23 protein-coding genes and 1 pseudogene are annotated in these 24,867 nt (G+C 62.0%); 19 read left to right on the plus strand and 5 right to left on the minus strand.

Annotated elements, in window-relative coordinates; translation table 11 throughout:
• The first annotated feature begins 149 nt into the window (after positions 1-149).
• Positions 150-1,952, plus strand: a complete 1,803-nt coding sequence (locus JFT66_RS06585; RefSeq protein ID WP_198859006.1) for an acyl-CoA dehydrogenase — start codon at positions 150-152, stop codon at positions 1,950-1,952.
• Here JFT66_RS06585 and JFT66_RS06590 read toward each other — a convergent pair.
• Together JFT66_RS06590 and JFT66_RS06595 are read right to left on the minus strand one after the other, a co-directional pair.
• Positions 1,949-2,242, minus strand: coding sequence for a cell division protein ZapA (locus JFT66_RS06590; RefSeq protein ID WP_043047201.1), 294 nt, complete (start codon positions 2,240-2,242; stop codon positions 1,949-1,951). The genes JFT66_RS06585 and JFT66_RS06590 overlap by 4 nt on opposite strands.
• A complete protein-coding gene (locus JFT66_RS06595; RefSeq protein WP_003187970.1) occupies positions 2,239-2,469 on the minus strand; it encodes a hypothetical protein in 231 nt (76 codons plus the stop codon). The genes JFT66_RS06590 and JFT66_RS06595 overlap by 4 nt, the downstream gene beginning before the upstream one ends.
• 282 nt (positions 2,470-2,751) lie before the next feature.
• On the opposite strand from JFT66_RS06595, the pseudogene JFT66_RS30145 reads away from it, so the two are divergent.
• The 5 genes and pseudogenes from JFT66_RS30145 to selO all read left to right on the plus strand — a co-directional run.
• A pseudogene (locus JFT66_RS30145) lies at positions 2,752-3,507 on the plus strand (MCP four helix bundle domain-containing protein); the annotation flags it as partial.
• Positions 3,499-4,362 carry a methyl-accepting chemotaxis protein gene (locus JFT66_RS30150; RefSeq protein WP_411829016.1) on the plus strand — a complete coding sequence of 288 codons (864 nt, stop codon included), beginning with the start codon at positions 3,499-3,501 and terminating at the stop codon, positions 4,360-4,362. The pseudogene JFT66_RS30145 and the gene JFT66_RS30150, both read left to right, overlap by 9 nt.
• A gap of 257 nt (positions 4,363-4,619) precedes the next feature.
• Positions 4,620-6,362: a potassium/proton antiporter gene (locus JFT66_RS06605; protein WP_005784108.1), complete on the plus strand. Its 1,743-nt coding sequence runs from the start codon at positions 4,620-4,622 to the stop codon at positions 6,360-6,362.
• A gap of 49 nt (positions 6,363-6,411) precedes the next feature.
• Entirely contained in the window at positions 6,412-9,795 is a 3,384-nt protein-coding gene (gene mscK, locus JFT66_RS06610) for a mechanosensitive channel MscK (RefSeq protein WP_198859007.1), read from the plus strand.
• Positions 9,796-9,843: 48 nt separating this feature from the next.
• Positions 9,844-11,307 (plus strand): protein adenylyltransferase SelO, encoded by a 1,464-nt coding sequence (gene selO / locus JFT66_RS06615; protein ID WP_198859008.1) that lies wholly within the window; start codon positions 9,844-9,846, stop codon positions 11,305-11,307.
• A gap of 68 nt (positions 11,308-11,375) precedes the next feature.
• Here selO and JFT66_RS06620 read toward each other — a convergent pair whose 3' ends face one another.
• The gene (locus JFT66_RS06620) at positions 11,376-11,606 is read right to left on the minus strand and encodes a hypothetical protein (RefSeq protein WP_198859009.1); all 231 of its coding nucleotides are present in this window, start codon (positions 11,604-11,606) and stop codon (positions 11,376-11,378) included.
• Between the two features lie 82 nt (positions 11,607-11,688).
• Between JFT66_RS06620 and trxC the strand changes: the two genes are divergently transcribed.
• Positions 11,689-12,123: a thioredoxin TrxC gene (trxC, locus tag JFT66_RS06625; protein WP_124375979.1), complete on the plus strand. Its 435-nt coding sequence runs from the start codon at positions 11,689-11,691 to the stop codon at positions 12,121-12,123.
• Between the two features lie 129 nt (positions 12,124-12,252).
• Here the strand turns inward: trxC and JFT66_RS06630 are convergent, their stop codons facing one another.
• Positions 12,253-12,474 carry a DUF6124 family protein gene (locus tag JFT66_RS06630; protein ID WP_153838697.1) on the minus strand — a complete coding sequence of 74 codons (222 nt, stop codon included), beginning with the start codon at positions 12,472-12,474 and terminating at the stop codon, positions 12,253-12,255.
• Between the two features lie 441 nt (positions 12,475-12,915).
• Positions 12,916-13,686 (minus strand): ParA family protein, encoded by a 771-nt coding sequence (locus JFT66_RS06635; RefSeq protein WP_034117372.1) that lies wholly within the window; start codon positions 13,684-13,686, stop codon positions 12,916-12,918.
• Between the two features lie 337 nt (positions 13,687-14,023).
• Between JFT66_RS06635 and JFT66_RS06640 the strand changes: the two genes are divergently transcribed.
• Genes JFT66_RS06640 through JFT66_RS06695 form a run of 12 tightly spaced genes read left to right on the plus strand, consistent with a single transcriptional unit; the run spans position 14,024 to position 24,850 of the window.
• Positions 14,024-14,746, plus strand: a complete 723-nt coding sequence (locus JFT66_RS06640; RefSeq protein ID WP_198859010.1) for a beta-ketoacyl synthase chain length factor — start codon at positions 14,024-14,026, stop codon at positions 14,744-14,746.
• Entirely contained in the window at positions 14,722-15,534 is an 813-nt protein-coding gene (locus tag JFT66_RS06645; protein ID WP_153838696.1) for a lysophospholipid acyltransferase family protein, read from the plus strand. Before JFT66_RS06640 ends, JFT66_RS06645 begins: the two co-directional genes overlap by 25 nt.
• Positions 15,512-15,781 (plus strand): phosphopantetheine-binding protein, encoded by a 270-nt coding sequence (locus JFT66_RS06650; RefSeq protein ID WP_034117369.1) that lies wholly within the window; start codon positions 15,512-15,514, stop codon positions 15,779-15,781. Before JFT66_RS06645 ends, JFT66_RS06650 begins: the two co-directional genes overlap by 23 nt.
• Before the next feature lie 9 nt (positions 15,782-15,790).
• Complete coding sequence (locus tag JFT66_RS06655; protein ID WP_034117368.1) at positions 15,791-16,045, plus strand: acyl carrier protein; 255 nt, start codon at positions 15,791-15,793, stop codon at positions 16,043-16,045.
• Positions 16,042-16,587 (plus strand): membrane protein, encoded by a 546-nt coding sequence (locus JFT66_RS06660; RefSeq protein WP_034117367.1) that lies wholly within the window; start codon positions 16,042-16,044, stop codon positions 16,585-16,587. The genes JFT66_RS06655 and JFT66_RS06660 overlap by 4 nt, the downstream gene beginning before the upstream one ends.
• A complete protein-coding gene (locus JFT66_RS06665; RefSeq protein ID WP_198859011.1) occupies positions 16,584-18,254 on the plus strand; it encodes an ApeI family dehydratase in 1,671 nt (556 codons plus the stop codon). The genes JFT66_RS06660 and JFT66_RS06665 overlap by 4 nt, the downstream gene beginning before the upstream one ends.
• Positions 18,247-18,981 carry a glycosyltransferase family 2 protein gene (locus tag JFT66_RS06670; protein WP_034117365.1) on the plus strand — a complete coding sequence of 245 codons (735 nt, stop codon included), beginning with the start codon at positions 18,247-18,249 and terminating at the stop codon, positions 18,979-18,981. The genes JFT66_RS06665 and JFT66_RS06670 overlap by 8 nt, the downstream gene beginning before the upstream one ends.
• Positions 18,978-19,913 (plus strand): LpxL/LpxP family acyltransferase, encoded by a 936-nt coding sequence (locus JFT66_RS06675; protein WP_198859012.1) that lies wholly within the window; start codon positions 18,978-18,980, stop codon positions 19,911-19,913. The genes JFT66_RS06670 and JFT66_RS06675 overlap by 4 nt, the downstream gene beginning before the upstream one ends.
• Entirely contained in the window at positions 19,897-21,438 is a 1,542-nt protein-coding gene (locus JFT66_RS06680; protein ID WP_034117363.1) for an HAL/PAL/TAL family ammonia-lyase, read from the plus strand. The genes JFT66_RS06675 and JFT66_RS06680 overlap by 17 nt, the downstream gene beginning before the upstream one ends.
• Complete coding sequence (locus JFT66_RS06685) at positions 21,431-21,859, plus strand: acyl-CoA thioesterase (RefSeq protein ID WP_034117362.1); 429 nt, start codon at positions 21,431-21,433, stop codon at positions 21,857-21,859. Before JFT66_RS06680 ends, JFT66_RS06685 begins: the two co-directional genes overlap by 8 nt.
• Positions 21,853-22,548, plus strand: a complete 696-nt coding sequence (locus JFT66_RS06690; protein ID WP_034117361.1) for an outer membrane lipoprotein carrier protein LolA — start codon at positions 21,853-21,855, stop codon at positions 22,546-22,548. Before JFT66_RS06685 ends, JFT66_RS06690 begins: the two co-directional genes overlap by 7 nt.
• Positions 22,520-24,850, plus strand: a complete 2,331-nt coding sequence (locus JFT66_RS06695) for an MMPL family transporter (protein WP_198859013.1) — start codon at positions 22,520-22,522, stop codon at positions 24,848-24,850. The genes JFT66_RS06690 and JFT66_RS06695 overlap by 29 nt, the downstream gene beginning before the upstream one ends.
• Positions 24,851-24,867 lie beyond the last annotated feature (17 nt).

Genomic DNA, 24,867 nt, shown 5'->3' on the forward strand with positions numbered 1-24,867 from the left:
ACTGCTATCGGGAGCAAGCCCCCTCCCACATTTGATTGCATTTCAATTCCCTGCCTGCGTTTTGCCCTTCCATCACCCAGATCAATCTTGCTATCCAGCCTCTATTCGCACACTTAGACTCAGGCCAATCCCTCCAAAGGTAAGCCGCCATGTCCGAGTCGCTGCTCAGTTCCCGCAATCTGGCTTTCGAGCTGTACGAAGTCCTCGATGCCGAGGGTCTGACCCAGCGCGAGCGGTTTGCCGAACACAATCGCGAAACCTTCGATGCAGCCATCAGCACGGCGCGCAGCATCGCAGAGAAGTACTTCGCCCCCCACAACCGCAAGAATGATGAAAACGAACCGCGCTATGAAGACGGCCAGGCGATCCTGATTCCGGACGTCAAACCGGCCGTGGACGCCTTCCTGGAAGCCGGCTTTCTCAACGCTGCGCGCAGTTTCGAAGCCGGTGGCATGCAGCTGCCGACGCTGTTGTCGCAGGCGTGTTTCGCGCACTTTCAATCGGCCAACGCCGCATCAACGTCCTACCCGTTCCTGACCATGGGCGCCGCCAATCTAATCGAAAACTTCGGCACCGAGGAGCAGAAACAGCGCTTCCTGCAACCGATGATCGACGGGCGTTTCTTCGGCACCATGGCCCTGACCGAGCCCCATGCTGGCTCCTCCTTGTCGGATATTCGTACCCGCGCCGAACCGGCTGCTGACGGCAGTTATCGACTCAAGGGCAACAAGATCTTCATCTCCGGTGGCGATCACTCGTTGTCGGAAAACATCGTGCACATGGTGCTGGCCAAATTGCCGGACGCTCCCGCTGGGGTGAAGGGCATTTCGCTGTTTATCGTGCCGAAGTTCCTGGTCAACGATGACGGTAGCCTCGGCGCTCGCAACGATGTGTTGCTGGCCGGACTGTTTCACAAGATGGGCTGGCGCGGCACCACGTCAACGGCGCTTAACTTCGGCGATAGCGGTAACTGTGTCGGCTATCTGGTGGGCAAGCCGCACCAGGGCTTGAGCTGCATGTTCCAGATGATGAACGAGGCACGCATTGGCGTGGGCATGGGGGCGGTGATGCTCGGTTACGCCGGCTACCTCTACTCGCTAGACTACGCCCGGGAACGCCCCCAGGGCCGCCTGCCCGACAGTAAGGACCCAAGCACCGCACCGGTGGCGATCATCCAGCACGCCGACATCAAGCGCATGCTACTGACCCAGAAAGCCTATGTGGAAGGCGCCTTCGACCTCGGCCTGTACGCGGCGCGGCTATTCGACGACACCACCACCCTGCACACCGACGCCGAGCGAAAGCAAGCCCAAGAACTGCTGGACCTGCTCACGCCTATCGTCAAATCCTGGCCGTCGGAGTTCTGCCTCAAGGCCAACGAACTGGCGATCCAGATCCTCGGCGGCCACGGCTACACCCGTGAATACCCGGTGGAGCAGTACTACCGCGACAACCGACTCAACCCGATCCATGAAGGCACCCACGGTATCCAGTCCCTGGACTTGCTCGGGCGCAAATTGGCGCAGAACGGTGGCGCCGGCTTGAAACAGCTGATTCGCTTGATCGCCGAGACAGGCGCACGGGCACAGCAGTACCCGTCACTCACGGCACTACGAGAGCCATTGGAGCAATTGGTCAATCGCCTGCAAAGCGTCACCATTGGCCTGCTGACCGATCTCGCCCAGGGCAAGGTCAACAGCAGCCTGGCGAACTCGGCGCTGTACTTGAAAGTGTTCGGGCATACGGTGATTGGCTGGCGCTGGCTGGAACAGGCAATCCGCGCTGAAGAAGGGCTGGCCAAGGGTGACGCGGCCGACGTGGCCTTCTATAAGGGCAAGCTCCAGGCCGCCCGGTATTTCCTGACGTGGGAAGTACCGGGTTGCCATCATGAACTGGCGATTCTGGAGGCACGGGATGATACGTGCCTGGGGATGCAAGACGACTGGTTCTAGGGCTGCCCGATCACCTTGGAAATCACATCGACCGTGGCGCTGACTTGCTCTTGGTAACGGTCGAGTTCCTGCTGGTGCGCCTGCTGCATTTCGATCTGCTCGGCGCACAGGTTCAGCGCGGCCAATACCAATAATTTGTCACCGATCAGGGTCGGGTACTTTTTCTTGGTAACCGCCAGGGAGGCCTTGAGCATGGTCACGGCATGCATCAGGGTCTGATCTTCGCCGGCCGGTGCCTTGATCGAGTAATCCTCTCCGAGAATCGAAACGACCTTTATCCCCTCGTTCATGCGCTGACAGGCCCTGCACTCACACGCTCAACCAGTGCCTGGATGCGGGCGGCGGTGGCGCCGTGCTTTTCTTCCTGCTCCATCAGGTTCAGTTGCAGGCTGTCGTTTTCATCCTTGGCACGGGCCAGTTCGGCCTTGAGGGATTCGTTGCTGCCCAGCAGCTCTTGATTCTGCTGTACGAGGTCGCTGACCAGTTGTTCCAGTTGGCTGAGGGATGCTTCTAACATTTTGATTTCTCGGGCTTTTAAAAGGGCGGTGACGATAAAGAAAATTCACCTCGGATGCCAGGGTTATCCCCGGCGCGCAGCCCGATTACTCAGGGCCGGGCCGCACTTAGTGACTGCATTTACCCGATCTGGTTCCTGAATCCGCCCAACCCCTCGTCAGATGCGACAAAAACGCACGGCCCCTTAAGACTTTCGTCCCATGGCCGATAGCGGATGTATACCTCGTCTCATGACCGCATGGGTCGCGCTCTCCCCCAGGATTCCAGCATGTCTCTTCGTAATATGAATATCGCCCCGAGGGCCTTCCTCGGCTTCGCGTTTATTGGCGCCCTGATGTTGTTGCTGGGTGTGTTCGCCCTGAACCAGATGAGCAAGATTCGCGCAGCCACCGAAGACATCACCTCGGCCAGCGTGCCCAGCATTCGTGCCCTCGACGATTTCACCCAGTTGACCCTGCGCCTGCGCGTGCTGTCGTACCGCTTGCTGACCAACCGCGAGCCGGATGTACAGCAAAATACCCTGGAAGCCTTTGAGCTGCGTAATCAGCAGATTCGCACGGCCCAGGGTATCTACGAAAAACTGATCACCAGTACGCAAGAACGCAATGCCTACGACGAGTACGTGCGCCTGCTGGGCCAGTACCACCAGATTGAAGAGCGCATGAAGAGTCTGTCGCGCGCCAATCAAATCGACGAGCTGCGCAACCTGCTGAACACCGAGTTGCTGAACAACTCCGAGCAGGTCAACGCCGTATTGACCCGTTTGCTGGATATCAACAACGACGACGCCAACGCCACCAACCAGCAAGCCAAAGACCAATACGACATGGCCTTTAACCTGGTGGTGGGCCTGCTGGTGGTTGCCACGGCACTGACCTTATTGTTCGCCTGGTTGCTGACCCGCAGCATCACCCTGCCCATCGCCCGCGCCCTCGAAGCTGCGGAAGAAGTGGCCGAAGGCAACCTGACGCGCCCGATCACCGTAGACGGCAACGATGAAGCCGGCCGCCTGCTCGCCGCCATGGCCAAGATGCAAACCAAACTGCGCGACACCCTGCAACGCATCGCCGGCTCCGCCACCCAGCTAGCGTCCGCCGCCGAAGAGCTGAATGCCGTCACCGACGAAAGCGCCCGTGGCCTGACCCAGCAAAACAACGAAATCGAACAAGCCGCCACCGCGGTCAACGAGATGACCAGTGCGGTCGAAGAAGTCGCCCGCAATGCGGTGAGCACCTCCGAAGCCTCGCGCAACGCCACCACCTCTGCCGGTGACGGCCGTGACCTGGTGCAGGAAACCGTCAGCGCCATCGAACGCATGAGCGCCGACGTGCAAGCCACCGCCTCCCTGATTGGCGACCTGGCCAATGAATCGCGGGATATCGGCAAGGTGCTGGACGTGATTCGCGGCCTGGCCGACCAGACCAACCTGCTGGCCTTGAACGCGGCAATTGAAGCCGCGCGGGCCGGGGAAGCCGGGCGTGGTTTCGCCGTGGTGGCCGATGAAGTGCGGGCGCTGGCCCATCGCACCCAGCAGTCCACCAGCGAGATCGAGCGCATGATCGGCAGTATCCAGACGGGTACCGAGCACGCAGTGGATTCGATGCGCAACAGCACCGAGCGGGCCGAATCGACGCTGAATATCGCCAAAGGCGCGGGCATGTCGCTCGATACCATCAACACCGCGATTGTCGAGATCAACGAGCGCAACCTGGTGATCGCCAGCGCTGCAGAAGAACAGGCCCAGGTAGCGCGGGAAGTGGACCGCAACCTGGTGAATATCCGTGATTTGTCGGTGCAATCGGCCACCGGCGCCAGCCAGACCAGCGCCGCGAGCAGCGAATTGTCGCGCCTGGCGGTGGATCTGAACGGGATGGTAGGGCGCTTCCGCCTCTAACTGACTGCACTGGTTTAAAAATGTGGGAGGGGCGGTGCGACGATTCGACTTGCTCCCGATAGCGGTCTGTCAGTCAGCTCATCAGTAACTGACCCACCGCTATCGGGAGCAAGCCCCCTCCCACATTTGCCTCTGCTGCTTGTGGAAAAATCAGAAAAAGCTTTTTGACAGCGCAGCAATTCAACAGGTTAGAATCCCTGGCACGCAGACTGCATGGTCAGCTTGCGCCCCGTCTTCCCTGCTTTGGAGTACTGCCTTTGAATGCGACGACCATCAACAGCCTGTTCTTGATCGGCGCGTTGCTGGTGAGTGCGAGCATTCTGGTGAGCTCCCTTTCGTCCCGCCTGGGCATCCCGATCCTGGTGATCATCCTGGCCGTGGGCATGACCGCCGGTGTCGATGGCGGCGGCATCATTTTCGATAATTATCCGACCGCCTACCTGGTGGGCAACCTTGCGCTGGCCGTGATCCTGCTCGACGGCGGCTTGCGTACACGAGTGGCGAGCTTTCGCGTGGCGCTGTGGCCGGCCTTGTCCCTGGCTACAGTGGGGGTGTTGATTACCACCGGCCTGACGGGCATGGCCGCAGCCTGGCTGTTTGACCTCAACATCATTCAAGGTTTGCTGATCGGCGCCATTGTCGGCTCCACGGACGCCGCAGCGGTGTTCTCGCTGCTTGGCGGCAAGGGACTCAACGAGCGGGTCAGCGCCAGCCTAGAAATCGAATCCGGCAGCAATGACCCGATGGCGGTGTTCCTCACCGTCACCCTGATCGACATGCTCGCCAGCGGCCAGACCGGCCTGCACTGGAGCCTGCTGACGCACCTTATCCGCGAATTCGGCATCGGTGGCCTGGTGGGCCTCGGCGGCGGCTGGCTGATGCTGCAACTGGTCAATCGCATCAACCTGGCCAACGGCCTGTACCCGATCCTGGTGATCGCCGGCGGCCTGTTCGTCTTCGCCCTGACCAACGCCCTGCACGGCAGCGGCTTCCTCGCCGTGTACCTGTGCGGCCTGGTGATCGGCAACCGCCCGGTGCGCAGCCGCCATGGCATCCTGCATATGCTCGACGGTATGGCCTGGCTGGCGCAGATCGGCATGTTCCTGGTGCTGGGCCTGCTGGTCACGCCCCATGACCTGCTACCGATTGCCCTGCCGGCCCTGGGCCTGGCGCTGTGGATGATCCTGTTTGCACGGCCGCTGTCGGTGATGGTTGGCCTGCTGCCATTCAAAGCGTTCCACGGTCGCGAAAAAGCCTTTATCGCCTGGGTCGGCCTGCGCGGCGCGGTGCCGATCATCCTCGCGGTGTTCCCGCTGATGGCCGGCCTGCCCCATGCGCAGCTGTACTTCAACCTGGCGTTCTTTATCGTGCTGGTGTCGCTGCTGGTGCAGGGCACGAGCCTGCCGTGGGTGGCCAAGCTGCTGAAAGTCACCGTACCGCCAGACCCCGCGCCAATCTCCCGCGCCGCCCTGGAAGTACACGTCACCAGCGAGTGGGAGCTGTTCGTCTACCGCCTGGGTGCGGAAAAATGGTGCATCGGTGCGGCCCTGCGCGAGCTGAAAATGCCCGAAGGCACGCGTATCGCTGCGCTGTTTCGTGGCCAGCAACTGCTCCATCCGTCGGGTAGTACGGTGCTGGAAGTCGACGATTTGCTCTGCGTGATCGGCCATGAACACAACCTGCCGGCCCTGGGCAAACTGTTCAGCCAGGCACCGCAACGGGGCCTCGACCTGCGCTTCTTCGGCGACTTCGTGCTTGAAGGCGACGCCCAACTGGGCGCGGTTTCGGCCCTGTACGGGCTCAAGCTGGAGGGCATCGACCCGGACATGCCATTGAGCCGCTTCATCACCCAGAAAGTCGGCGGCGCCCCGGTAGTGGGCGACCAGGTAGAGTGGAACAACACTATCTGGACCGTCGCGGTCATGGACGGGAACAAGATTGGCAAAGTCGGCGTCAGATTCCCCGAAGGAAGTCGCCCGGGCCCCGGGCTCTTCCTCTAAACTGCGGGGCGATGACGCCCCGATTCTTCACCTTGCAAGACCGGTCTCTATGCCAACTCTGCGCACTTTTCTCGCCACTGCCCTGCTGGGCCTGACCCTTTGTGTCGGCAGCGTACACGCCGCCGACCCGCCCAGCGCCGACGCCATCCAGCAAACCCTGGATAAACTGCCCGATCGCAAGTTGCCTGACGCCGACATGAAGGCGCTGCAGGCGATCCTGCAACAGACCCTGACCTACCTGGGCAACAAGCAGGATTACGAGCAGCGCCTGGCGGACCTCAAGCGCCAGTTGGAAGAGGCGCCACGCCAGACCACTGACAACCAGCGCGAGCTCACCCGGCTCAAGGCCACCAAGGTCATTCCGGTGGCCCAGCGCTACGCCACGCTACCAGTACCGCAACTCGAGCAACTGCTGGTGCAACGCACCACCCAGCAAGGCGACCTGCAAAAAGAGCTGGCCGAGGCCAACAGCCTGACCATCGCCGCCCAGACCCGCCCCGAACGCGCCCAGACCGAAATCAGCAGCAGCCAGACGCGCATCCAGCAGATCAACGCGACGCTCAAGCTCGGCAAGGACAATGGCAAGGCCCTCAGCGGCGACCAGCGCAACCAGTTGAACGCCGAACTGGCGGCCCTGAATGCGTTGATCCCGCTGCGCCGACAGGAGTTGGCCGGCAACAGCCAGTTGCAAGACCTGGGCAACAGCCAGCATGACCTGATCCAGGAAAAAACCGCGCGCCTGGAGCAGGAAATCCAGGACCTGCAAACCCTGATCAACCAGAAACGCCTGGCCCAGTCGCAACAAACGGTCACCCAGCAATCCATCGAAGCACAGAAAGCCGGCGGCAGCAGCCTGCTGGCCACGGAAAGCGCAGCGAACCTGAAGCTCTCCGACTACCTGCTCAAAAGCACCGACCGTCTTAACGACCTGACCCAGAAAAACCTGCAGACCAAGCAGCAACTGGACACCGTGACCCAAAGCGATTCGGCCCTGGACGAGCAGATCAATGTACTCAAGGGCAGCCTGCTGCTGTCCAAGATTCTCTATAAACAGAAACAAGCTCTGCCACGCCTCACCGTGGACAAAGACCTGGCCGACGATATTGCCAACATTCGCCTGTACCAGTTCGAGGTCAACCAGCAGCGCGAGCTGATCAGCTCTCCCAGCGCCTATGTGGATAAACTGCTGGCGGACCAGCCGCCGGATGAGGTCACCCCGCAACTGCGCCGCACCCTGTTGGAACTGGCGATCACCCGCAGCGACCTGCTGGAGCGCCTGAGCCGCGAATTGAGCGCACTGCTCAACGAATCCATCACCCTGCAACTGAACCAGAAACAACTGCTGAGCACCGCCACTACCCTGCGTGCAACGCTCGACGAGCAGATGTTCTGGATCCCGAGCAACAAGCCGCTGGACACCGAATGGCTGGAAACCGTGCCGGCGCACCTGAGCAAGCAAGTCACCACCCTGCCCTGGGCTTCCAGCGTCAGCGAGTTGTATGACGGCCTGACCCAACGCCCGCTGCTGTTCCTGCCGTTACTGCTGTTGATCGGCGCGCTGCTGTGGCGCCGTAATGCGCTCTATGTGCGCCTGAAAAAGGTTCACCTGGACATCGGCCACTTCAAGCGCGACAGCCAGTGGCACACGCCCCAGGCCATCCTGATCAATGTCCTGCTGGCCATGCCGGTAGCCCTGGGCCTGGCGCTGTGCGGCTATGCCCTACAGATCGATGCCCGTGGGCAAAACGCCAACCTGGGCGCAGCCTTGTTGCAGATCGCCCAGGCCTGGCTGGTGTTCTACACCGCCTACCGCATCCTCGCGCCGGGCGGCGTGGCGGAACTGCACTTCCGCTGGGAAAAGCCTCAGGTCGAATTCCTGCAAGGCTGGGTGCGCAAGCTTGGCCTGGTAGTGCTGGCGTTGGTGGCAGTCGTAGCGATTGCCGAACATCAGCCGGCGGCGCTGGCCGACGACGTGCTGGGCATTGGCGTGGTGCTGACCTGCTACGCGCTGATGGCCTGGCTGCTGGGCCGCCTGCTGCTGAACAGCCCGACCCACGAGAAAGCCTCGCTGTTTCGCAAGGCTATCGGGCTGCTGTTCACCGCCCTGCCGGTCGCGCTGTTTATTGCCGTGTGCTTTGGCTACTACTACACCGCACTGAAACTCAGCGACCGACTGATCAACACCCTGTACCTGCTGATGTTCTGGCTGGTGATTGAGGCCACCTTTGTGCGTGGCCTAGGGGTTGCCGCCCGGCGCCTGGCCTATTCCCGCGCCCTGGCCAAACGCCAGGCCGCCAAGGAAGCCGGTGATGGCGAAGCGGTTATCGAAGAGCCGACCCTGGACATCGAGCAGGTCAACGAACAGTCGATGCGCCTGATCCGCCTGGCCTTGCTCGGCGGCTTTATCGCGGCGCTGTACTGGGTGTGGTCGGACCTGATCTCGGTGTTTTCGTACCTGGATAACGTCACCCTGTACGAATACACCAGCGGCACAGGTGCGAATATCAGCATGGTGCCCATCAGCATCGGCGACCTGCTCGGCGCGTCGATCATCATCGGCATCACCTTCGCCCTGGCGCGCAACCTGCCCGGCCTGCTTGAGGTACTGGTGCTGTCCAAGCTGGACCTGGCCCAAGGCAGCGCCTACGCCACCACCACCTTGCTGTCCTACATCATTGCCGGCGTGGGCTTCGTATCTACACTGTCCACCCTCGGGGTGAGCTGGGACAAGCTGCAATGGCTGGTCGCCGCGCTGTCGGTGGGCCTGGGCTTCGGCATGCAGGAGATCTTCGCCAACTTCATCTCCGGCATCATGATCCTGTTCGAACGCCCGGTGCGGATCGGCGACACCATCACCATCGGCAACCTATCAGGCACGGTAAGCAAGATCCGCATTCGTGCTACCACGATCACCGATTTCGACAACAAAGACATCATCGTCCCGAACAAGACCTTCATTACCGGGCAACTGATCAACTGGTCGCTGACCGACACCATCACCCGCGTGACCCTGAAACTCGGTGTGGACTACGGCTCTGATCTGGACCTGGTGAAGGAATTGTTACTGAAGGCCGCACGGGAAAACCCACGGGTACTGAAAGAGCCCGAACCCCATGTGTACTTCCTCAACTTCGGCGAAAGCACCCTGGACCACGAGCTGCGCATGCATGTGCGCGACCTCGGCGACCGCAACCCGGTGCTCGACGAGGTCAACCGCTTTATCAACCGTGAGTTCAAGAAACAGCACATCAACATCTCGTTCAGGCAGATGGAGATCTACCTGAAAAACCTCCACGGCCAGGAATACAAACTGGTGCCGGCCGAGGATGAGCGCAAGACCATCGTCGAACCCGTCGACAAGCCTGACGCACCAGAGCCACCCGCCGGCAAAGTGGTGGATGCGCCGGAACCGCCACCGAGCAAACTCGACTAAACGCCCTATCCCCAGCAGAATGCTCGGACATTCTGCTGGAGATGGCCGGTGAAAGCCCTCGACGAACTGACCTTCGACAACCGCTTCGCACGCCTGGGCGATGCGTTCTCAACTCACGTATTACCCGAACCCCTCGACGAACCGCGCCTGGTGGTGGCAAGCAACGCCGCCATGGCCCTGCTTGACCTCGACCCGGCGGTGGCCGAAACACCGGTATTTGCCGAACTGTTTGGCGGCCACAAACTGTGGGCCGAGGCAGAGCCACGGGCGATGGTCTATTCCGGGCATCAGTTCGGCGGCTACACCCCGCAGTTGGGCGATGGCCGCGGGTTGTTGCTGGGCGAGGTGTATAACCAGGCCGGCGAGCACTGGGATTTGCATCTCAAGGGCGCCGGCATGACGCCTTACTCACGCATGGGCGACGGGCGTGCGGTGTTACGCTCTTCTATTCGTGAATTTCTCGCCTCGGAAGCCCTGCACGCGCTGGGCATTCCCAGCAGCCGCGCCCTGTGCGTGATCGGCTCCAGTACCCCGGTTTGGCGGGAGAAGCAGGAACGTGGGGCGATGGTTTTGCGCCTGGCCCCCAGCCATGTCCGCTTCGGGCATTTCGAATACTTCTACTACACCAAGAAGCCCGAACAGCAGGCCGAGCTGGCCGAACACGTATTGAACCTGCACTACCCCGAGTGCCGCGAGCAGCCTGAGCCGTACCTGGCGATGTTCCGTGAAATCGTCGAGCGCAATGCCGAAATGATCGCCAAATGGCAAGCCTATGGCTTCTGCCACGGCGTAATGAACACCGACAACATGTCGATCCTGGGCATCACCTTCGACTTCGGGCCGTTTGCCTTCCTCGACGACTTTGATGCTCACTTCATCTGCAACCATTCGGACCATGAAGGGCGTTACTCCTTCAGCAACCAAGTGCCGATCGGGCAGTGGAACCTCAGTGCACTGGCTCAGGCCCTCACGCCGTTTATCAGCGTTGACGCCTTGAAAGAAGCGCTTGGCCTGTACCTGCCGTTCTACCAGGCCCACTACCTGGACCTGATGCGCCGCCGCCTGGGCCTGACCACTGCCGAAGACGATGACCAGAAGCTGGTGGAGGGCTTGCTTAAGCTGATGCAGAACAGTGGCGTGGACTACACGCTGTTCTTCCGGCGCCTGGGCGATGAGTCCGCAGAGCTTGCGGTGACACGGTTGCGCGATGACTTTGTCGACCTGGCCGGGTTCGACGCCTGGGCCCAATTGTATAAAGACCGGGTTGCGCGGGATGGGGATTACAGTGAAGAACAGCGCCGTGAGCGGATGCATGCGGCTAACCCGTTGTACATCCTGCGCAACTACCTCGCCCAAAACGCCATCACCGCCGCCGAGGCCGGGGACTACAGCGAAGTGCGACGGCTGCATGAGGTGCTTTCCAAACCGTTCGAGGAACAAGCGGGCATGGAGCAATACGCCCAGCGGCCGCCGGATTGGGGCAAGCATTTGGAGATCAGTTGTTCGTCATAAGCGCTTTAAGACAGCTGGATTATTTTGTGGTGAGTAGGCTCATCACAAAAAGCTCGTCTTGCATCGGGTTAATCATCCATCTGAGGCATGCGCTGATGTTCAAGATCGTAGGCCTCCACCCAGTCAGCAATGATGTCCAGTAGCCCATTCATTGGATGGTCTTCATCTTCCCCTGTTATATCGAGCAGCTCATCAATCGCCTCTACTAGCAAGCCATAATCATCTTCGGTTTGGGGTTTGCGCAGCAGTGTTGCAACGTAAGGCCAATGCTCTATGGCCAATTTCAGATCGTCGTTCATGCTTTGTCCTTTTTATCGGATGTTGATAAACCGCGTCGCCGACACCAGATTGAAGCAAATAGCCGCGCCCAAGGAGCCCCCGATGTCCGAACCTCTTGTAATCCCCTGCCCCCATTGCAATGGCCTCAACCGTATCCCCGGCGAACGCCTGGGTGACGCACCCAAATGCGGGCGTTGCAAGCAGCCGGTGTTACTGAACAAACCGTTTGAGCTGAAACAGGGCGACTACGCCAGCCAGATCAAGGGAGACCTGCCGTTGCTGGTGGATGTGTGGGCCGCCTGGTGTGGGCCGTGCAAGTCGTTTGCGCCGGTATTCGAGCAGGCTGCCGGGCAGCTTGAGGGTAAGTGCCGGTTGGCGAAGCTGGACAGCGAGGCTAATCAGCAGCTGTCGGCACAGCTGGGGATTCGTTCTATTCCCAGTTTGATTCTGTTCAAGAACGGTCGCGAAGTGGCGCGCCAGAGCGGGGCGTTTCCGTTACCGCAGTTGATGAGCTGGTTGCGTAGTCAGGGGGTGTAACCGACCTTCAGAACAATGCTGGACAGTGTGGGAGGGGGCTTGCTCCCGATGGCGGTGGGTCAGTCACCACATGGATTGACTGACACACCGCCATCGGGAGCAAGCCCCCTCCCACAATTTGACTGTGTTTCAGCCTCGGGCCAGCGGTGCTTCGCGGTCCATGATCTGGCCGACCAGCATCACGCCCAGTTCGCTTAACTGGTGGATCGCCAGGGCCACATCCCGGTGTTCGCCGGTGAGGTCGTTGGATAGGTTAAGCAGCAGGGTTCGGACAGAGGAGAAGGTTTCGTAGCTGTTGAGCACGAGGGCTTCGGTGGGGAGGTTGGGTGTAACGGTATAAAGGTTAACCATGGATCGTCTCCGAGTAAGGGAGCCGCAACCTACCGCTACTAAACGGAGGGTGGCAGCTGTACGCAGGTTAGTAGACCGGGGAGACGCAACCGGCGCGCTCGAAAGCGCCCTCCGTACAGCCACCATCAATTTCAGGACGCTCCTGATCGACGAATTGCCGTACGTCTCACCACGGGCTACTAAACCCGATCACTGAACATTCAGCGACCGGCAAACCTTAGAGACGCCCATCCAGACGCACAAGCCGGCGGATTCTGTCGTACCTGTAGGCAAGGTTACAAGGCACAAACCCCAATGCCAGACCGGTCCTACAGCCTCTGTGGGACAAATCCAATCCCCGACTGAAATGCAAGGGGGCTTGCTCCCGATGGCAGTGGGTCAGTCACCACATGGATTGACTGACACACCGCCATCGGGAGCAAGCCCCCTCCCACATTTGGCTCAAGCGTTTTCCAGCAAGTTATGCAATTCCACAAACTGCTGGGTCAGCTTGTGCCTGGGATCCAGGTGGATCAGCGGCTTGCTTTCCTGGTGCGACTCGCGCATGCGCACCGAACTGGCCAAGTACACCGGCAGCACTGGCAGGCCCTCAGCAATCAACTCATCCAACATCTGCTGCGGCAGGCTCGCCCTGGCCTGGAACTGGTTGACCACAATGCCTTCCACTTCCAGGCCTTCGTTGTGGTCGTCCTTCAGTTCTTCGATTTCCCTCAGCAAGCCGTACAACGCCTGGCGCGAGAAGCTGTCGCAATCGAAGGGGATCAATACACGATCAGCGGCAATCAGCGCCGAAACCGCATAAAAATTCAAGGCGGGTGGGGTGTCGAGGTAAATCCGGTCGTAATCTTCGCTCAACTCATCCAGCAGCTTTCGCAGCTTGTTGATCTTGTGCTTGGCCTCAAGCTTGGGCTGCAGGTCTGCAAGCTCTGCGGTGGCCGTGATCACGTGCAGGTTGTCGAACGGTGTTTCGTAGATATCCACGCGGTTTTTCTTCGAAAATGGCCCGGTGGACAGGGTTTGCTTGAAGAATTCGGCAATCCCCATGGGGATATCATCGCCGGTCAGCCCGGTGAGGTACTGGGTCGAGTTGGCTTGAGCATCGAGGTCTACCAACAGGGTTCGATAGCCTTCACTGGCGCTGACCGCCGCCAGGTTACAGGCGATGCTGGACTTGCCAACGCCGCCTTTTTGATTGAACACCACGCGCCGCATGGAAAAACCTCCGTGTATCAATGAATGTCCGAGTGTAGAGGGCAAAAGTGCCTGTTAGCTACCTCGTTCATCCATGCACTACTGCATTACCGGCGTGCCGTAGTAAGTCACGCACAAATGAATAGGAATGGTCCGACAATCCAAGGAGCTCCCCGGTAAAGGACAATCGGTAATTCCTCCCCACTAATTTGTAATCACACTTGAACAATTCTTTACCAAAGTTTGCTAGAACCCCACGGCACCGGGATAATGCGCGCCATTCGGCCATCGCTCCCTGTCCCGGTATTCGGGGCTACCGGCCGCACATGGAAGCCCGCAGGGGCGGGATAACTTCTCAGTGATCAACTTCGACATCGCCCAATGGCGCGCCTGGGCTCCTGGCCTGGAGACTGCCGATGACTGGCACGCCTGGTGCCGGGCCCCGGTGTTGCTGCCTGTCAGTGATGCGTCGCCAGATGTGTCATTTTTGCCAGCTATGCAACGCCGCCGCCTGAGCCGCCTGGCGCGCATGGCCTTCAGTGTGGGCTGGCCACTGGCCGAGGGCTTGCAGGATTTGCCCCTGGTGTTTATCTCCCGGCACGGCGAAACCCCACGCACCCTGGATATTCTCAGCGACCTGGCCAATGACCAGCCGCTGTCGCCAACCCAGTTCAGCCTGTCGGTGCACAACGCAGTGATTGGCCTGTGGTCGATCCTGCGCAATGAAACCAGCGAAATGACCGCCCTCGCCGCCGCCGGCGATGGCCTGGAACACGGCCTGCTCGAAGCCGCGGCATTGCTCAACGAAGGCGCCCCGGCGGTGCTGCTGGTGATCACTGAAGAACAGCCGCCCGAAGCCTACGCCGGCTGGATCCATGACGTCCCATTCCCCTACGCCCTCGGCCTGCTGCTGACGCCCGGCGACGAGTGGCAACTGGAACTCACCAGCGGCGCTGTCCAACCCTCCACCACCGCCCAGTGGCCCCATGCCCTGAACCTGCTGCGCACCCTGTTGACCGAACAGGGCGCCTGCCAACATGCCTGGAAGAACCGAGTATGGAACTGGCAACGCAAGCCCTGACCGACAAGCCACGGGACGCCTACTACTGGCGCCTGTTCGCCACCGCCGCGAGCTTTTTCGTGTTCGGCGTGGGTGGGCTGTGCCTGCGTTTGCTGGTGTTCCCGTTGCTCAGTTGCCTGCCGGGCAGCGCCGAACAGCACCAGCGCCGCGCCCGCCACACTATCAGCCGGCTGTTCTGGTTCTTTATCCAGCTGATGCAGCGTGGCGGCGTGCTGACCTACAGCGTGGAAGGCGCCGAGAAGCTCGGGCGCCCCGGGCAGATGATCGTTGCCAACCACCCGTCGCTGATCGATGTGGTGTTCCTGATCGGCCTGATGCGCCAGACCAACTGCGTGGTCAAGCAGAGCCTGTTTCAAAACCCGTTCACCCGCGGCCCGGTGCGCGATGCCGGCTATATCAGCAACGACGGCAGCGCCGACATGCTCGATGCGGCGGCCGACGCCCTGCGCGCCGGCCAGACCCTGATCATCTTTCCCGAAGGCACCCGCACCACGCCCGGCGCCGCACCCGCCTTTCATCGCGGCGGCGCGGCGATTGCCCTGCGGGGTGCGACAATCATCACCCCTGTGGTGATCAAGGTCAGCCCCACCACCCTGACCAAGGCTGAACCCTGGTATCGCATTCCCAAACGTCGATTCCACTTCAGTTTGCGCGTGGGTGCCGATATAGAACCACAAGCGTTTGCCGCAGTCGGCCCCGCGCCCCAGGCATCACGCAAGCTCAACGATTACCTGCATCACTATTTCATTAAGGAGCTCGCCGAAGATGAGCGACCAACACCGCCTTGAGCACGACATAAAGACGCTGATCATCGAGGCCCTGGGCCTGGAGGACATCAGCGCCGACGACATTGGCAGCGAACAGACCCTGTTCGGCGAAGGCCTGGGCCTGGATTCGGTCGACGCCCTGGAGTTGGGCCTGGCGATCCAGAAAACCTACGGCATCAAGATCGATGCCGACGCCAAGGACACCCGCAATCACTTCACTAACGTGGCCAGCCTTGCGGCGTTCGTCACGGCCCGACAGGCAGCTTGAGACCGTACCATGCAAACTCGTGACGATATTTTCAACACCCTGCGCGATGCCTTGGTGGAACTGTTTGAACTGCCCCCGGAGCGCGTGACCCCCGACGCCAACCTGTACCAGGACCTGGAAATCGACAGCATCGACGCCGTGGACCTGATCGACCATATCAAGCGCCAGACCGGCAAGAAGATCGCCGCCGAAGAGTTCAAGGCCGTGCGCACTGTGAACGACGTGGTTGAGGCGGTGTACCGTCTGGTCCAGCCCGCCGCATGAGCCGGCTGATCGGCCTTGGCCTGTTATTGGCGGGGCTGCTGTACCCCTTCGCGGTGTATTACGGCACCGAGCACTTTGCGCCGTGGCAATTCGGCCTGCTACTGGGCAGCTTGTGGCTGCTGCGTGCACTGACCGCTACGCAGCGCCCCGGCAGCCGTTGGATGGCGGCGACAATAATCGTGTTCTGCCTGCTGCTGGCCTGGTTCGATAACCCGCAGTGGCTGCGCTGGTACCCGAGCCTGGTCAGCGCGTTCATGCTGACGCTGTTCGGCCTGAGCCTGAAATACGGCCCGCCGATGGTCGAGCGCCTGGCGCGCATGACCGACCCACACCTTGCGCCCCACGCGGTGGTGTATACCCGCCAGGTGACTGTGGTGTGGAGTGTGTTTTTTCTCTGTAATGGCCTGCTCGCCGCCGCGCTCACCCTGTGGGCGCCGTTGAGCTGGTGGACGTTGTACAACGGCCTGATCGCCTACGGGCTGATGGGCTTGTTGTTTGCCGTGGAATGGCTGGTACGACAAAGGGTTCGAGGCCGCGTATGAACGGGTTGAAACTTGAGCACATGCTGCTTGAGCCGCTGCAAGATCGCTGGGTAACCGCCGAGCCTGAAATGAATCACGCGCAGTTGTGGGAGCGCTCGCTGAGCCTGGCGGCGGGCCTGCAAGCGCGGGGTATTCGACGCCTGGCCGTGCATCTGGAAGACGCCGGGGTGCTGGCGATTGCGCTGCTGGGCGCCTGGCGTGCCGGTGCAAGCGTGCTGTTGCCCGCCGACCTGCAACCCCAGACCCGCCAACGCTGGGCTGATGCCGTAGATGCCTGGCTGGTTGAAGCCACCGATCTGGACGCGCTGTATCAAGCGCCGTTGAGCCCTGCCGCCCTCGACCTCGACACCTGCCAACTGAGCCTGTGCACTTCCGGCTCCAGCGGCGAACCCAAGCGCATCGACAAAACCCTGCGCCAACTGGCTAACGAAGTGCAGGCCCTGGAAGCGCTCTGGGGAGCGGAGCTCAAAGACGCGTGCATCATCGGCAGCGTCGCCACCCAGCACATCTACGGTTTGCTGTTCCGCGTGCTGTGGCCGCTGTGCGCCGGCCGCCCTTTTGCGCGCAAGCAACTGGCATTCCCCGAGGACATGCAACGCGCCAGCCGTGAGCACGCACAATTTGCGTGGGTGGCCAGCCCGGCGCTGCTCAAGCGCATGGGCGACAACCTCGACTGGCCAGCGCTGAGCCAAGTGGCGCGGGTGTTTTCCTCCGGTGGCGCGTTGCCTGTTGAAGCCGCCGGCAGCCTGTACGACCGCTTGCAGCAATGGCCGACGGAAATCCTCGGCAGCTCGGAGACCGGCGGCATCGCCTGGCGCCAGGGCGCGCAACCCTGGCAGCCGTTCGCCGACGTGCAACTGAGCCAGGATGCGGACGGTGCACTACGCATCGCATCGCCCTACCTGCCTGAGGGGCATATCGAACAGACCGCCGACGCCGTACGCATCCATTCCGATGGCCGTTTCGAGTTGCTGGGCCGCCTGGACCGCATCGTCAAACTGGAAGAAAAACGCATCTCCCTGCCGATGCTCGAACAAGCCTTGATGGCTCACCCCTGGGTTGCTGAAACGCGCCTGGGCGTGGTGCAGGAAAACCGCGCCACCCTCGGTGCCCTGGTGGTGCTCAGCGCTGATGGCCTGCATGCCCTGCGCAACCAGGGCCGACGCACAGTCACCCAAACCCTGCGCCAGCATCTTAGCCAGCATTGCGAAGCCCTGGCCCTGCCCCGGCGCTGGCGCTTGCTGCGCCAACTGCCGCTGAACAGCCAGGGTAAGCTGCCCCAGGCCGAGGTCGAAGCCTTGCTGTTAGCGCCTCGGCCGAAAGCCCCGGAGGTTTTGGAGCAGGTCGAAGCCAATGGCGAATGGACCGTGCAACTGAGCATCCCGCCAGACCTGGCCTATTTCAGCGGGCACTTTCCGGTTACCCCCGTGCTGCCCGGCGTGGTGCAAGTGGAATGGGCGTTCAACCTCGGCCAGCAACTGCTCGACCTGCCGGCGAGCTTTGCCGGTATGGAAGTGCTCAAGTTCCAGCAACTGGTGCGCCCAGGCGACCGTGTCGAACTGCACCTGCGCTTTGATCGGGAGCGCAGCAAGCTGTATTTCGCCTACCGCAACGGCGTCGCCGCCTGTTCCAGTGGCCGCATACAGCTGGAAGCCACCCATGCATAACCCTTGCGCACTCATCCCGGTGTACAACCATGAAGCCGCCGTACCCGCCGTGGTCCGCAGCCTGCTCAACACTGGCCTGCCCTGCCTGTTGGTGGATGACGGCAGCAGCCCGGCCTGCGCGGCGGTGTTAGCGCAACTGGCGACGCTGGAAAACGTCACCCTGCTGACCCTGCCCAGCAACCAGGGCAAGGGCGGCGCGGTCATGGCCGGCTTCCGTGAGGCGGCGCGCCTGGGCTACACCCATGCCCTGCAAGTGGACGCCGACGGCCAGCATGACCTGCGCGAAGTCGAAACCTTTATCGACACTTCCCGCCGCCACCCCAACGCGATCATCTGCGGCTACCCCGAGTACGACGACAGCGTGCCCAAAGGCCGCTTGTATGCACGCTACCTGACCCACGTATGGGTATGGATCAACACCCTGTCACTGCAGATTCGCGATTCGATGTGCGGCTTTCGCGTATACCCGCTGGCGCCGACCCTGGCCCTGATGGACTCGGCCTACATCGGCACGCACATGGATTTCGACTCGGACATCCTGGTGCGCCTGGCCTGGCGCAACCAACCAATGCGCTGGCTACCGACCCAGGTGCACTACCCGGCCGACGGCCTGTCGCACTTTCGCTTGTTCCGCGACAACGTACGCATCAGCGCGATGCACACACGGTTGTTCTTCGGCATGTTGGTGCGTGCGCCGATGATCCTGTGGCGACGGTGGCAGGCATGAGCGACAGCACCAAGCACTGGGCCGACCGCGAGGAGCGCGGCAGCTTCTGGCTGATGAAATTCACCGCGGTCGCCGCAAAAGTCCTCGGCCGTCGCCTGTTGAGCCCGTTGCTCTACAGCATCGTGTTCTACTTTTTCCTGTTCGGCCGCACCGCACGCCAGAGCGCCTGGCAATACCAACTGCGCCTGGCCCAATGGAGCGGGCGCGATGAGCTGAGGCCCACCCACAGGAAAGTCTTCGGCCAGTTCATGGCCTTCGCCGACTCGCTGCTGGACAAGCTCGACGTGTGGAACGGCAAGCTGCGCCTGGAGCAGATCGAAATCAACGACCCGGCGCAATTGCGCGGGCAACTGCGTGGCGAGCGCGGGCAGATGCTGGTGGGCGCGCACCTGGGCAACCTCGAAGTGTGCCGCGCCCTCGCAGAGATCGGTGAGCAAGTCACCATGAACGTGCTGGTGCACACCAAACACGCCGAGCGCTTCAACCGTCTGCTCGGTGAAGCCGGGGCCACCCATTTGCGCCTGATCCAGGTCAGCGAGCTGGACCCGGCCACCATGCTGCTGCTCAGCCAACGCCTGGACGACGGCGAGTGGCTGGCGATTGCCGGCGACCGCGTACCGCTGCACGGCGGGCGCCGGGTGCGCGTGGATTTCCTCGGCCACGATGCCGCCTTCCCCCAAGGCCCGTGGCTGTTGGCCGGCCTGCTCAAATGCCCGGTGAACCTGCTGATGTGCCTGAAACACCAAGGCCGCTATCGCCTGACCATCGAGCCTTTCGCGCCATTGATCGAATGGAAGCGCAGCACCCGCGAGCAAGTCATTGCCGAGTGGGCCGCACGCTACGCCGCTCGCCTGGGCCAGTTCTGCCTGCAGGCGCCACAACAATGGTTCAACTTTTACCCTTTCTGGAAGACCGATGACAACGCATCTTGAGCCGGTAACCTTTGGCGAGCGCCCTTTGCGCATCGAAGACGTGCTGGCCCTGGCCAACCGTCAGGCGCCCACGCAGTTGCAGGATGACGCGGCCTATCGCCAGCGCATTGCCAAGGGCGCGCAGTTCCTCGACTCGCTGCTGGACAAGGAAGGCGTGATCTACGGCGTGACCACCGGCTACGGCGACTCCTGCGTGGTGGCGGTGCCGCTGGAGCACGTCGAGGCGCTGCCGCGTCACCTGTACACCTTTCACGGGTGCGGGTTGGGCAAGTTGCTGGATGCCCAGGCGACCCGAGCGGTGCTGGCGGCGCGTTTGCAGTCGCTGTGCCACGGCGTGTCCGGTGTGCGTGTGGAGCTGCTGGAGCGCCTGCATGGGTTCCTCGAACACGACGTACTGCCGCTGATTCCGGAGGAAGGTTCGGTGGGCGCCAGCGGTGATCTGACGCCGTTGTCCTATGTGGCTGCGACCTTGTCCGGCGAGCGCGAAGTGCTGTTTCGTGGCGAACGTCGTCAGGCTGCCGACGTGCACCGCGAGCTGGGTTGGGAACCGCTGGTACTGCGCCCCAAAGAAGCCCTGGCGTTGATGAACGGCACTGCAGTGATGACTGGCATTGCCTGCCTGGCCTTCGCCCGCGCCGACTACCTGCTGCACCTGGCCACGCGCATCACCGCGCTCAATGTGGTGGCGCTGCAAGGCAACCCGGAGCACTTCGACGAGCGCCTGTTTGCCGCCAAGCCACACCCGGGGCAGATGCAGGTCGCCGCATGGCTGCGCAACGACCTGGCGATTGATGCACCCACCGCGCCGCTGCATCGCCTGCAGGATCGCTATTCGCTGCGCTGTGCACCCCACGTACTCGGTGTGCTGGCTGACAGCCTGAACTGGCTGCGTTCGTTTATCGAGATCGAGCTCAACAGTGCCAATGACAACCCGATCATCGACGCAGAGGAAGAACGCGTGCTGCACGGCGGGCACTTCTACGGCGGGCATATCGCCTTCGCCATGGACAGCCTCAAGACTCTGGTAGCCAACGTTGCCGACCTGCTCGACCGCCAACTCGCGCTGCTGGTGGACGTGCGTTACAACCACGGCCTGCCGAGCAACCTGTCGGGCGCCCCGGCCGACCGCGCGATGATCAACCACGGCTTCAAGGCGGTGCAGATCGGCACCAGTGCCTGGACCGCCGAAGCCCTGAAAAACACCATGCCGGCCAGCGTGTTTTCGCGCTCCACCGAGTGCCACAACCAGGACAAGGTGAGCATGGGCACCATTGCCGCTCGCGATGCGATCCGTGTGCTGGAGCTGACCGAACAGGTGGCCGCCGCTACCCTGCTCGCCGCCAACCAAGGTGTGTGGCTGCGCGCCCAGGCCGAGGATGCACGGCCGCTGCCACCGGCATTGGCCGCGATGCACGCAGAACTGGCCCAGGACTTCCCGCCCGTCATCGAAGACCGTGCCCTGGAAGGCGAACTGCGCCTGTGCCTGCAACGCATCGCCGCGCAACACTGGAGGCTGCATGCGTAGCCCCGGCGTATTGCACAGCGACACTGAAATCCTCGTGCCGTTTTTCGATATCGACACCATGAACGTGGTGTGGCACGGGCATTACGTGAAGTACCTGGAAGTGGCGCGCTGTGCGTTGCTGGACAAGATTGGCCATAACTACACGGCAATGCTCGAGTCCGGCTACGCCTGGCCGGTGATCGACATGCAGCTACGCTATGTGCGTGGCGCTACCTTTGGCCAGACCCTTAATGTGCGCGCCAGCCTGGTGGAGTGGGAGAACCGTTTGAAGGTGAACTACCTGATCACTGACCTTGCCAGCGGCGAGCGCCTGACCCGCGCCAGCACCGTGCAAGTAGCGGTGGAAATCGCCAGCCGCGAAATGCAGTTGGCCTCCCCCAAAATATTTACCGACGCCGTAGAAAGGGCTTTGAAATGCTGACCCCTGTGGGAGCGGGCTTGCTCGCGAAGATCGTCAACGATAACGCGGTTCGCCTGATACTGCGCGGCGTCCTTAAGTCCTTCGCGAGCAAGCCCGCTCCCACAGGGATTGTGCTCACCCTGTTGTTGAGTTTCCCAGGCTTGGCGCAGGCGTTTGATTTGCAACAGCTCAGCGACCAACTTGCAAAACCCTCCGTGATCCACGGCAACTTCACCCAGGAAAAACACCTGCGTGCCCTGCCCCAGCCGTTGGTCAGCAAAGGCACCTTCGTGCTCGCCAAGGACCACGGCCTGCTGTGGCTGTTGAAAACCCCGCTGCAACAGGACTACCGCATCAGCGCCCAGGGCATCGCCCGGCGTGACGCCAACGGCTGGCAACCGCTGCCGCACAAGAGCGCCGGTGCCGAGCAGAATCGCCTGTTCCTCGCCGTACTCCAGGGCGACAGCAGCGGCTTGCAGCGTGACTTCGACCTGCAACTGCAAGGCCAGGCCCAGCAGTGGAAACTCACGCTGATCCCGCGCTCGCTGCTGCTCAAGCAAGTGTTCACCCAGATCAATATCGACGGCGGCGAGCTTGTGCAAACCATCGAACTGCTGGAAACCCAAGGCGACAGCACCGTGCTGCGCATGCAGGACAGCACGGCAAGCCAGCCCTTGAGCGATGCGGAGCAACACGACTTTGCCCAGTGAGCGTTTGCTGCCACGGCTGTTCCTGATCCTGCTGGTGGCCGTGCTGGCCCTGGCCGGCTGGCAGTGGCGCCATGGCGCGCCGTTGTCGGCCAACCTGATGGAGCTGGTGCCGGGCAGTACACCGAACGCCCTGGAACAGCAAGCCGAACAGCGCATGCAGGAACCGCTCAACCGCGAATTGCTGGTGCTGGTGGGGCACGCCGACCGCCAGCAAGCCGTGGCTGTGGCGCAGCAATTGGGCGAACGTTGGCAGGCCAGCGGCCTGTTTGAAAAGGTGCAGTGGAACCTGCAAGCTGACTTGCCGGCGCTGCGTGAGCAACTGCTGCGCGGGCGCTTGTCGATGCTTTCGGCCAAGGACCGCGAGCAACTGATCGAGCAACCCGATGCCTTCATCCAGCAACGGGTGCAAGCGCTGTTCGACCCGTTCACCGGCTTCAGCCTGGTGCCGAGCCAGGACGACTGGCTGGGCCTGACCGGGCGCATCCAGAACAGCCAGCCGCAACACGGCTCGGTGCAGCTGGACATCGGCAGCGGTGCGCTGATCGCCGATGCCGATGGCAAGCGCTGGGTATTGCTGCGGGCGCGCACCACCGGCAATGCCTTCGACATGAAATTGCCGCTGCACGTGGCGGATCTGCTCCAGGCCAGCCGCGAGCAAGCCAGCGAGCACGGCGCGCAATTGCTCGCCGCCAGCGGCTTGCTCTACGCGGCCAACGGCCAACAGCAGGCCACTCGGGAAATCACCTGGGTCGGCGGCGGCGCGACCGTCGGCATCCTGCTGTTGCTGTTGCTGGCCTTCCGGCGCTGGCGCGTGTTGCTGGCGTTTGTGCCGGTGCTGGTGGGCATGCTGTTTGGCGCGGTGGCCTGTGTGGCGCTGTTCGGGCATATGCATGTGATGACCCTGGTGCTGGGCTCCAGCCTGATCGGCGTGGCGGTGGATTACCCACTGCACTACCTGTCGAAAAGCTGGAGCCTGCAGCCGTGGCGCAGTTGGCCGGCGTTGCGCCTGACCCTGCCGGGGCTGAGCCTGAGCCTGGCCACCAGCTGTATCGGCTACCTGGCGCTGGCCTGGACACCGTTCCCGGCACTGACACAGATCGCGGTGTTCTCCGCCGCCGGGCTGGTCGGTGCTTATTTGTGCGCCGTGTGCCTGTTGCCGGCGCTGCTCAAGGGTGTGGAACTGCGCCCGGCGCAATGGCCGCTGCGCATCGCCGAGCGTCTGTGGCAGATGCGTACGGCGCTGATCAAGCACATACCCAGTTCAGTCCTGCTGGTGTGGGTGCTGTTGTTCTGCGCCGCAGGCCTGTGGCAGTTGAACAGCAAAAACGATATCCGCCAGTGGATCGGCGCGCCGCCGCAATTGCTGCAGGAAGCCCAGGCCGTGGCGCGCATCACCGGCTACCAACCCACCAGCCAGTTTTTCCTGGTACGGGCCGACAATCAGCAGCAACTGCTGGAGCGCCAGGGCGCCCTGGGCAAACGCTTGGATCAGTTGGTGAACATGGACAAGCTCCAGGGGTACCTGGCGCTCAACCAACTGGTCAGTCTCCCCGACGAACAGCAACAACTACGCGAGGCACTGAACAACCTCGCGCAACACTGGCAACCGCTGCTGGACCTCGGCGTACCCGCCAGCGCCCTGCAAGCCGAAGTCGCGCAGTTGCAGGCGCTGCCCACCGCCGACATCGACGCAGCACTGCAAGGCCCGCTGGCCGAGCCCTGGCGCACACTGTGGCTCGGCCCGGTCGACGGCGGCGTGGCGGCCATGGTCAGCCTGCAAGGCTTGAACAACCCGGCGCTGCTGCGGGTGCAGGCCCTGGACTTGCCCGGCGTGCAATTGGTCGACCGCCTGGGTGACTTGAACCGGGTGTTTGCCGACACGCAAATCAGCGCCGCCGAGTTGAAGTTGATGTCTTGCGTGCTGATCGTGCTGTTGCTGATTGCGCCCTTCGGCTTTGGCGGCGCCTTGCGTATCGTCGCCCTGCCGCTGCTGGCCGCACTATGCAGCCTGGCCAGCCTCGGTTGGCTGGGCCAGCCGCTGACCTTATTCAGCCTGTTTGGCCTGTTGCTGGTGACGGCCATCAGCGTTGACTACGCCATTTTGATGCGCGAGCAAATCGGCGGCCCTGCCGTCAGCCTGTTGGGGACGCTGCTGGCGGCGCTGACAACCTGGCTGTCGTTCGGCCTGCTGGCGGTGTCCAGTACACCAGCAGTGAGCAATTTCGGCTTGTCGGTCAGCCTGGGCCTGGCGTTCAGCTTTATGCTGGCGCCCTGGGCCGGCCAACAGAAGCACGCCTTATGAATGTGATTATCGCCCAT

The sequence above is a fragment of the Pseudomonas sp. MF6755 genome (genome assembly GCF_016405635.1).
Taxonomy (GTDB): domain Bacteria; phylum Pseudomonadota; class Gammaproteobacteria; order Pseudomonadales; family Pseudomonadaceae; genus Aquipseudomonas; species Aquipseudomonas haemolytica.

What these genes read in the sequence shown, in the direction of transcription:
- trxC (WP_124375979.1), top strand. Translation starts at nt 11,689, where the DNA reads ATGTCCGAACCTCTTGTAATCCCCTGCCCCCATTGCAATGGCCTCAAC.
- JFT66_RS06620 (WP_198859009.1), bottom strand. Translation starts at nt 11,606, where the DNA reads ATGAACGACGATCTGAAATTGGCCATAGAGCATTGGCCTTACGTTGCA.
- JFT66_RS06695 (WP_198859013.1), top strand. Translation starts at nt 22,520, where the DNA reads ATGCGGAGCAACACGACTTTGCCCAGTGAGCGTTTGCTGCCACGGCTG.
- JFT66_RS30150 (WP_411829016.1), top strand. Translation starts at nt 3,499, where the DNA reads ATGCAAACCAAACTGCGCGACACCCTGCAACGCATCGCCGGCTCCGCC.
- JFT66_RS06670 (WP_034117365.1), top strand. Translation starts at nt 18,247, where the DNA reads ATGCATAACCCTTGCGCACTCATCCCGGTGTACAACCATGAAGCCGCC.
- JFT66_RS06635 (WP_034117372.1), bottom strand. Translation starts at nt 13,686, where the DNA reads ATGCGGCGCGTGGTGTTCAATCAAAAAGGCGGCGTTGGCAAGTCCAGC.
- JFT66_RS06675 (WP_198859012.1), top strand. Translation starts at nt 18,978, where the DNA reads ATGAGCGACAGCACCAAGCACTGGGCCGACCGCGAGGAGCGCGGCAGC.
- JFT66_RS06680 (WP_034117363.1), top strand. Translation starts at nt 19,897, where the DNA reads ATGACAACGCATCTTGAGCCGGTAACCTTTGGCGAGCGCCCTTTGCGC.
- JFT66_RS06645 (WP_153838696.1), top strand. Translation starts at nt 14,722, where the DNA reads ATGGAACTGGCAACGCAAGCCCTGACCGACAAGCCACGGGACGCCTAC.
- JFT66_RS06585 (WP_198859006.1), top strand. Translation starts at nt 150, where the DNA reads ATGTCCGAGTCGCTGCTCAGTTCCCGCAATCTGGCTTTCGAGCTGTAC.
- JFT66_RS06660 (WP_034117367.1), top strand. Translation starts at nt 16,042, where the DNA reads ATGAGCCGGCTGATCGGCCTTGGCCTGTTATTGGCGGGGCTGCTGTAC.
- JFT66_RS06595 (WP_003187970.1), bottom strand. Translation starts at nt 2,469, where the DNA reads ATGTTAGAAGCATCCCTCAGCCAACTGGAACAACTGGTCAGCGACCTC.
- JFT66_RS06665 (WP_198859011.1), top strand. Translation starts at nt 16,584, where the DNA reads ATGAACGGGTTGAAACTTGAGCACATGCTGCTTGAGCCGCTGCAAGAT.
- JFT66_RS06590 (WP_043047201.1), bottom strand. Translation starts at nt 2,242, where the DNA reads ATGAACGAGGGGATAAAGGTCGTTTCGATTCTCGGAGAGGATTACTCG.
- JFT66_RS06655 (WP_034117368.1), top strand. Translation starts at nt 15,791, where the DNA reads ATGCAAACTCGTGACGATATTTTCAACACCCTGCGCGATGCCTTGGTG.
- JFT66_RS06685 (WP_034117362.1), top strand. Translation starts at nt 21,431, where the DNA reads ATGCGTAGCCCCGGCGTATTGCACAGCGACACTGAAATCCTCGTGCCG.
- JFT66_RS06630 (WP_153838697.1), bottom strand. Translation starts at nt 12,474, where the DNA reads ATGGTTAACCTTTATACCGTTACACCCAACCTCCCCACCGAAGCCCTC.
- JFT66_RS06650 (WP_034117369.1), top strand. Translation starts at nt 15,512, where the DNA reads ATGAGCGACCAACACCGCCTTGAGCACGACATAAAGACGCTGATCATC.
- JFT66_RS06690 (WP_034117361.1), top strand. Translation starts at nt 21,853, where the DNA reads ATGCTGACCCCTGTGGGAGCGGGCTTGCTCGCGAAGATCGTCAACGAT.
- mscK (WP_198859007.1), top strand. Translation starts at nt 6,412, where the DNA reads ATGCCAACTCTGCGCACTTTTCTCGCCACTGCCCTGCTGGGCCTGACC.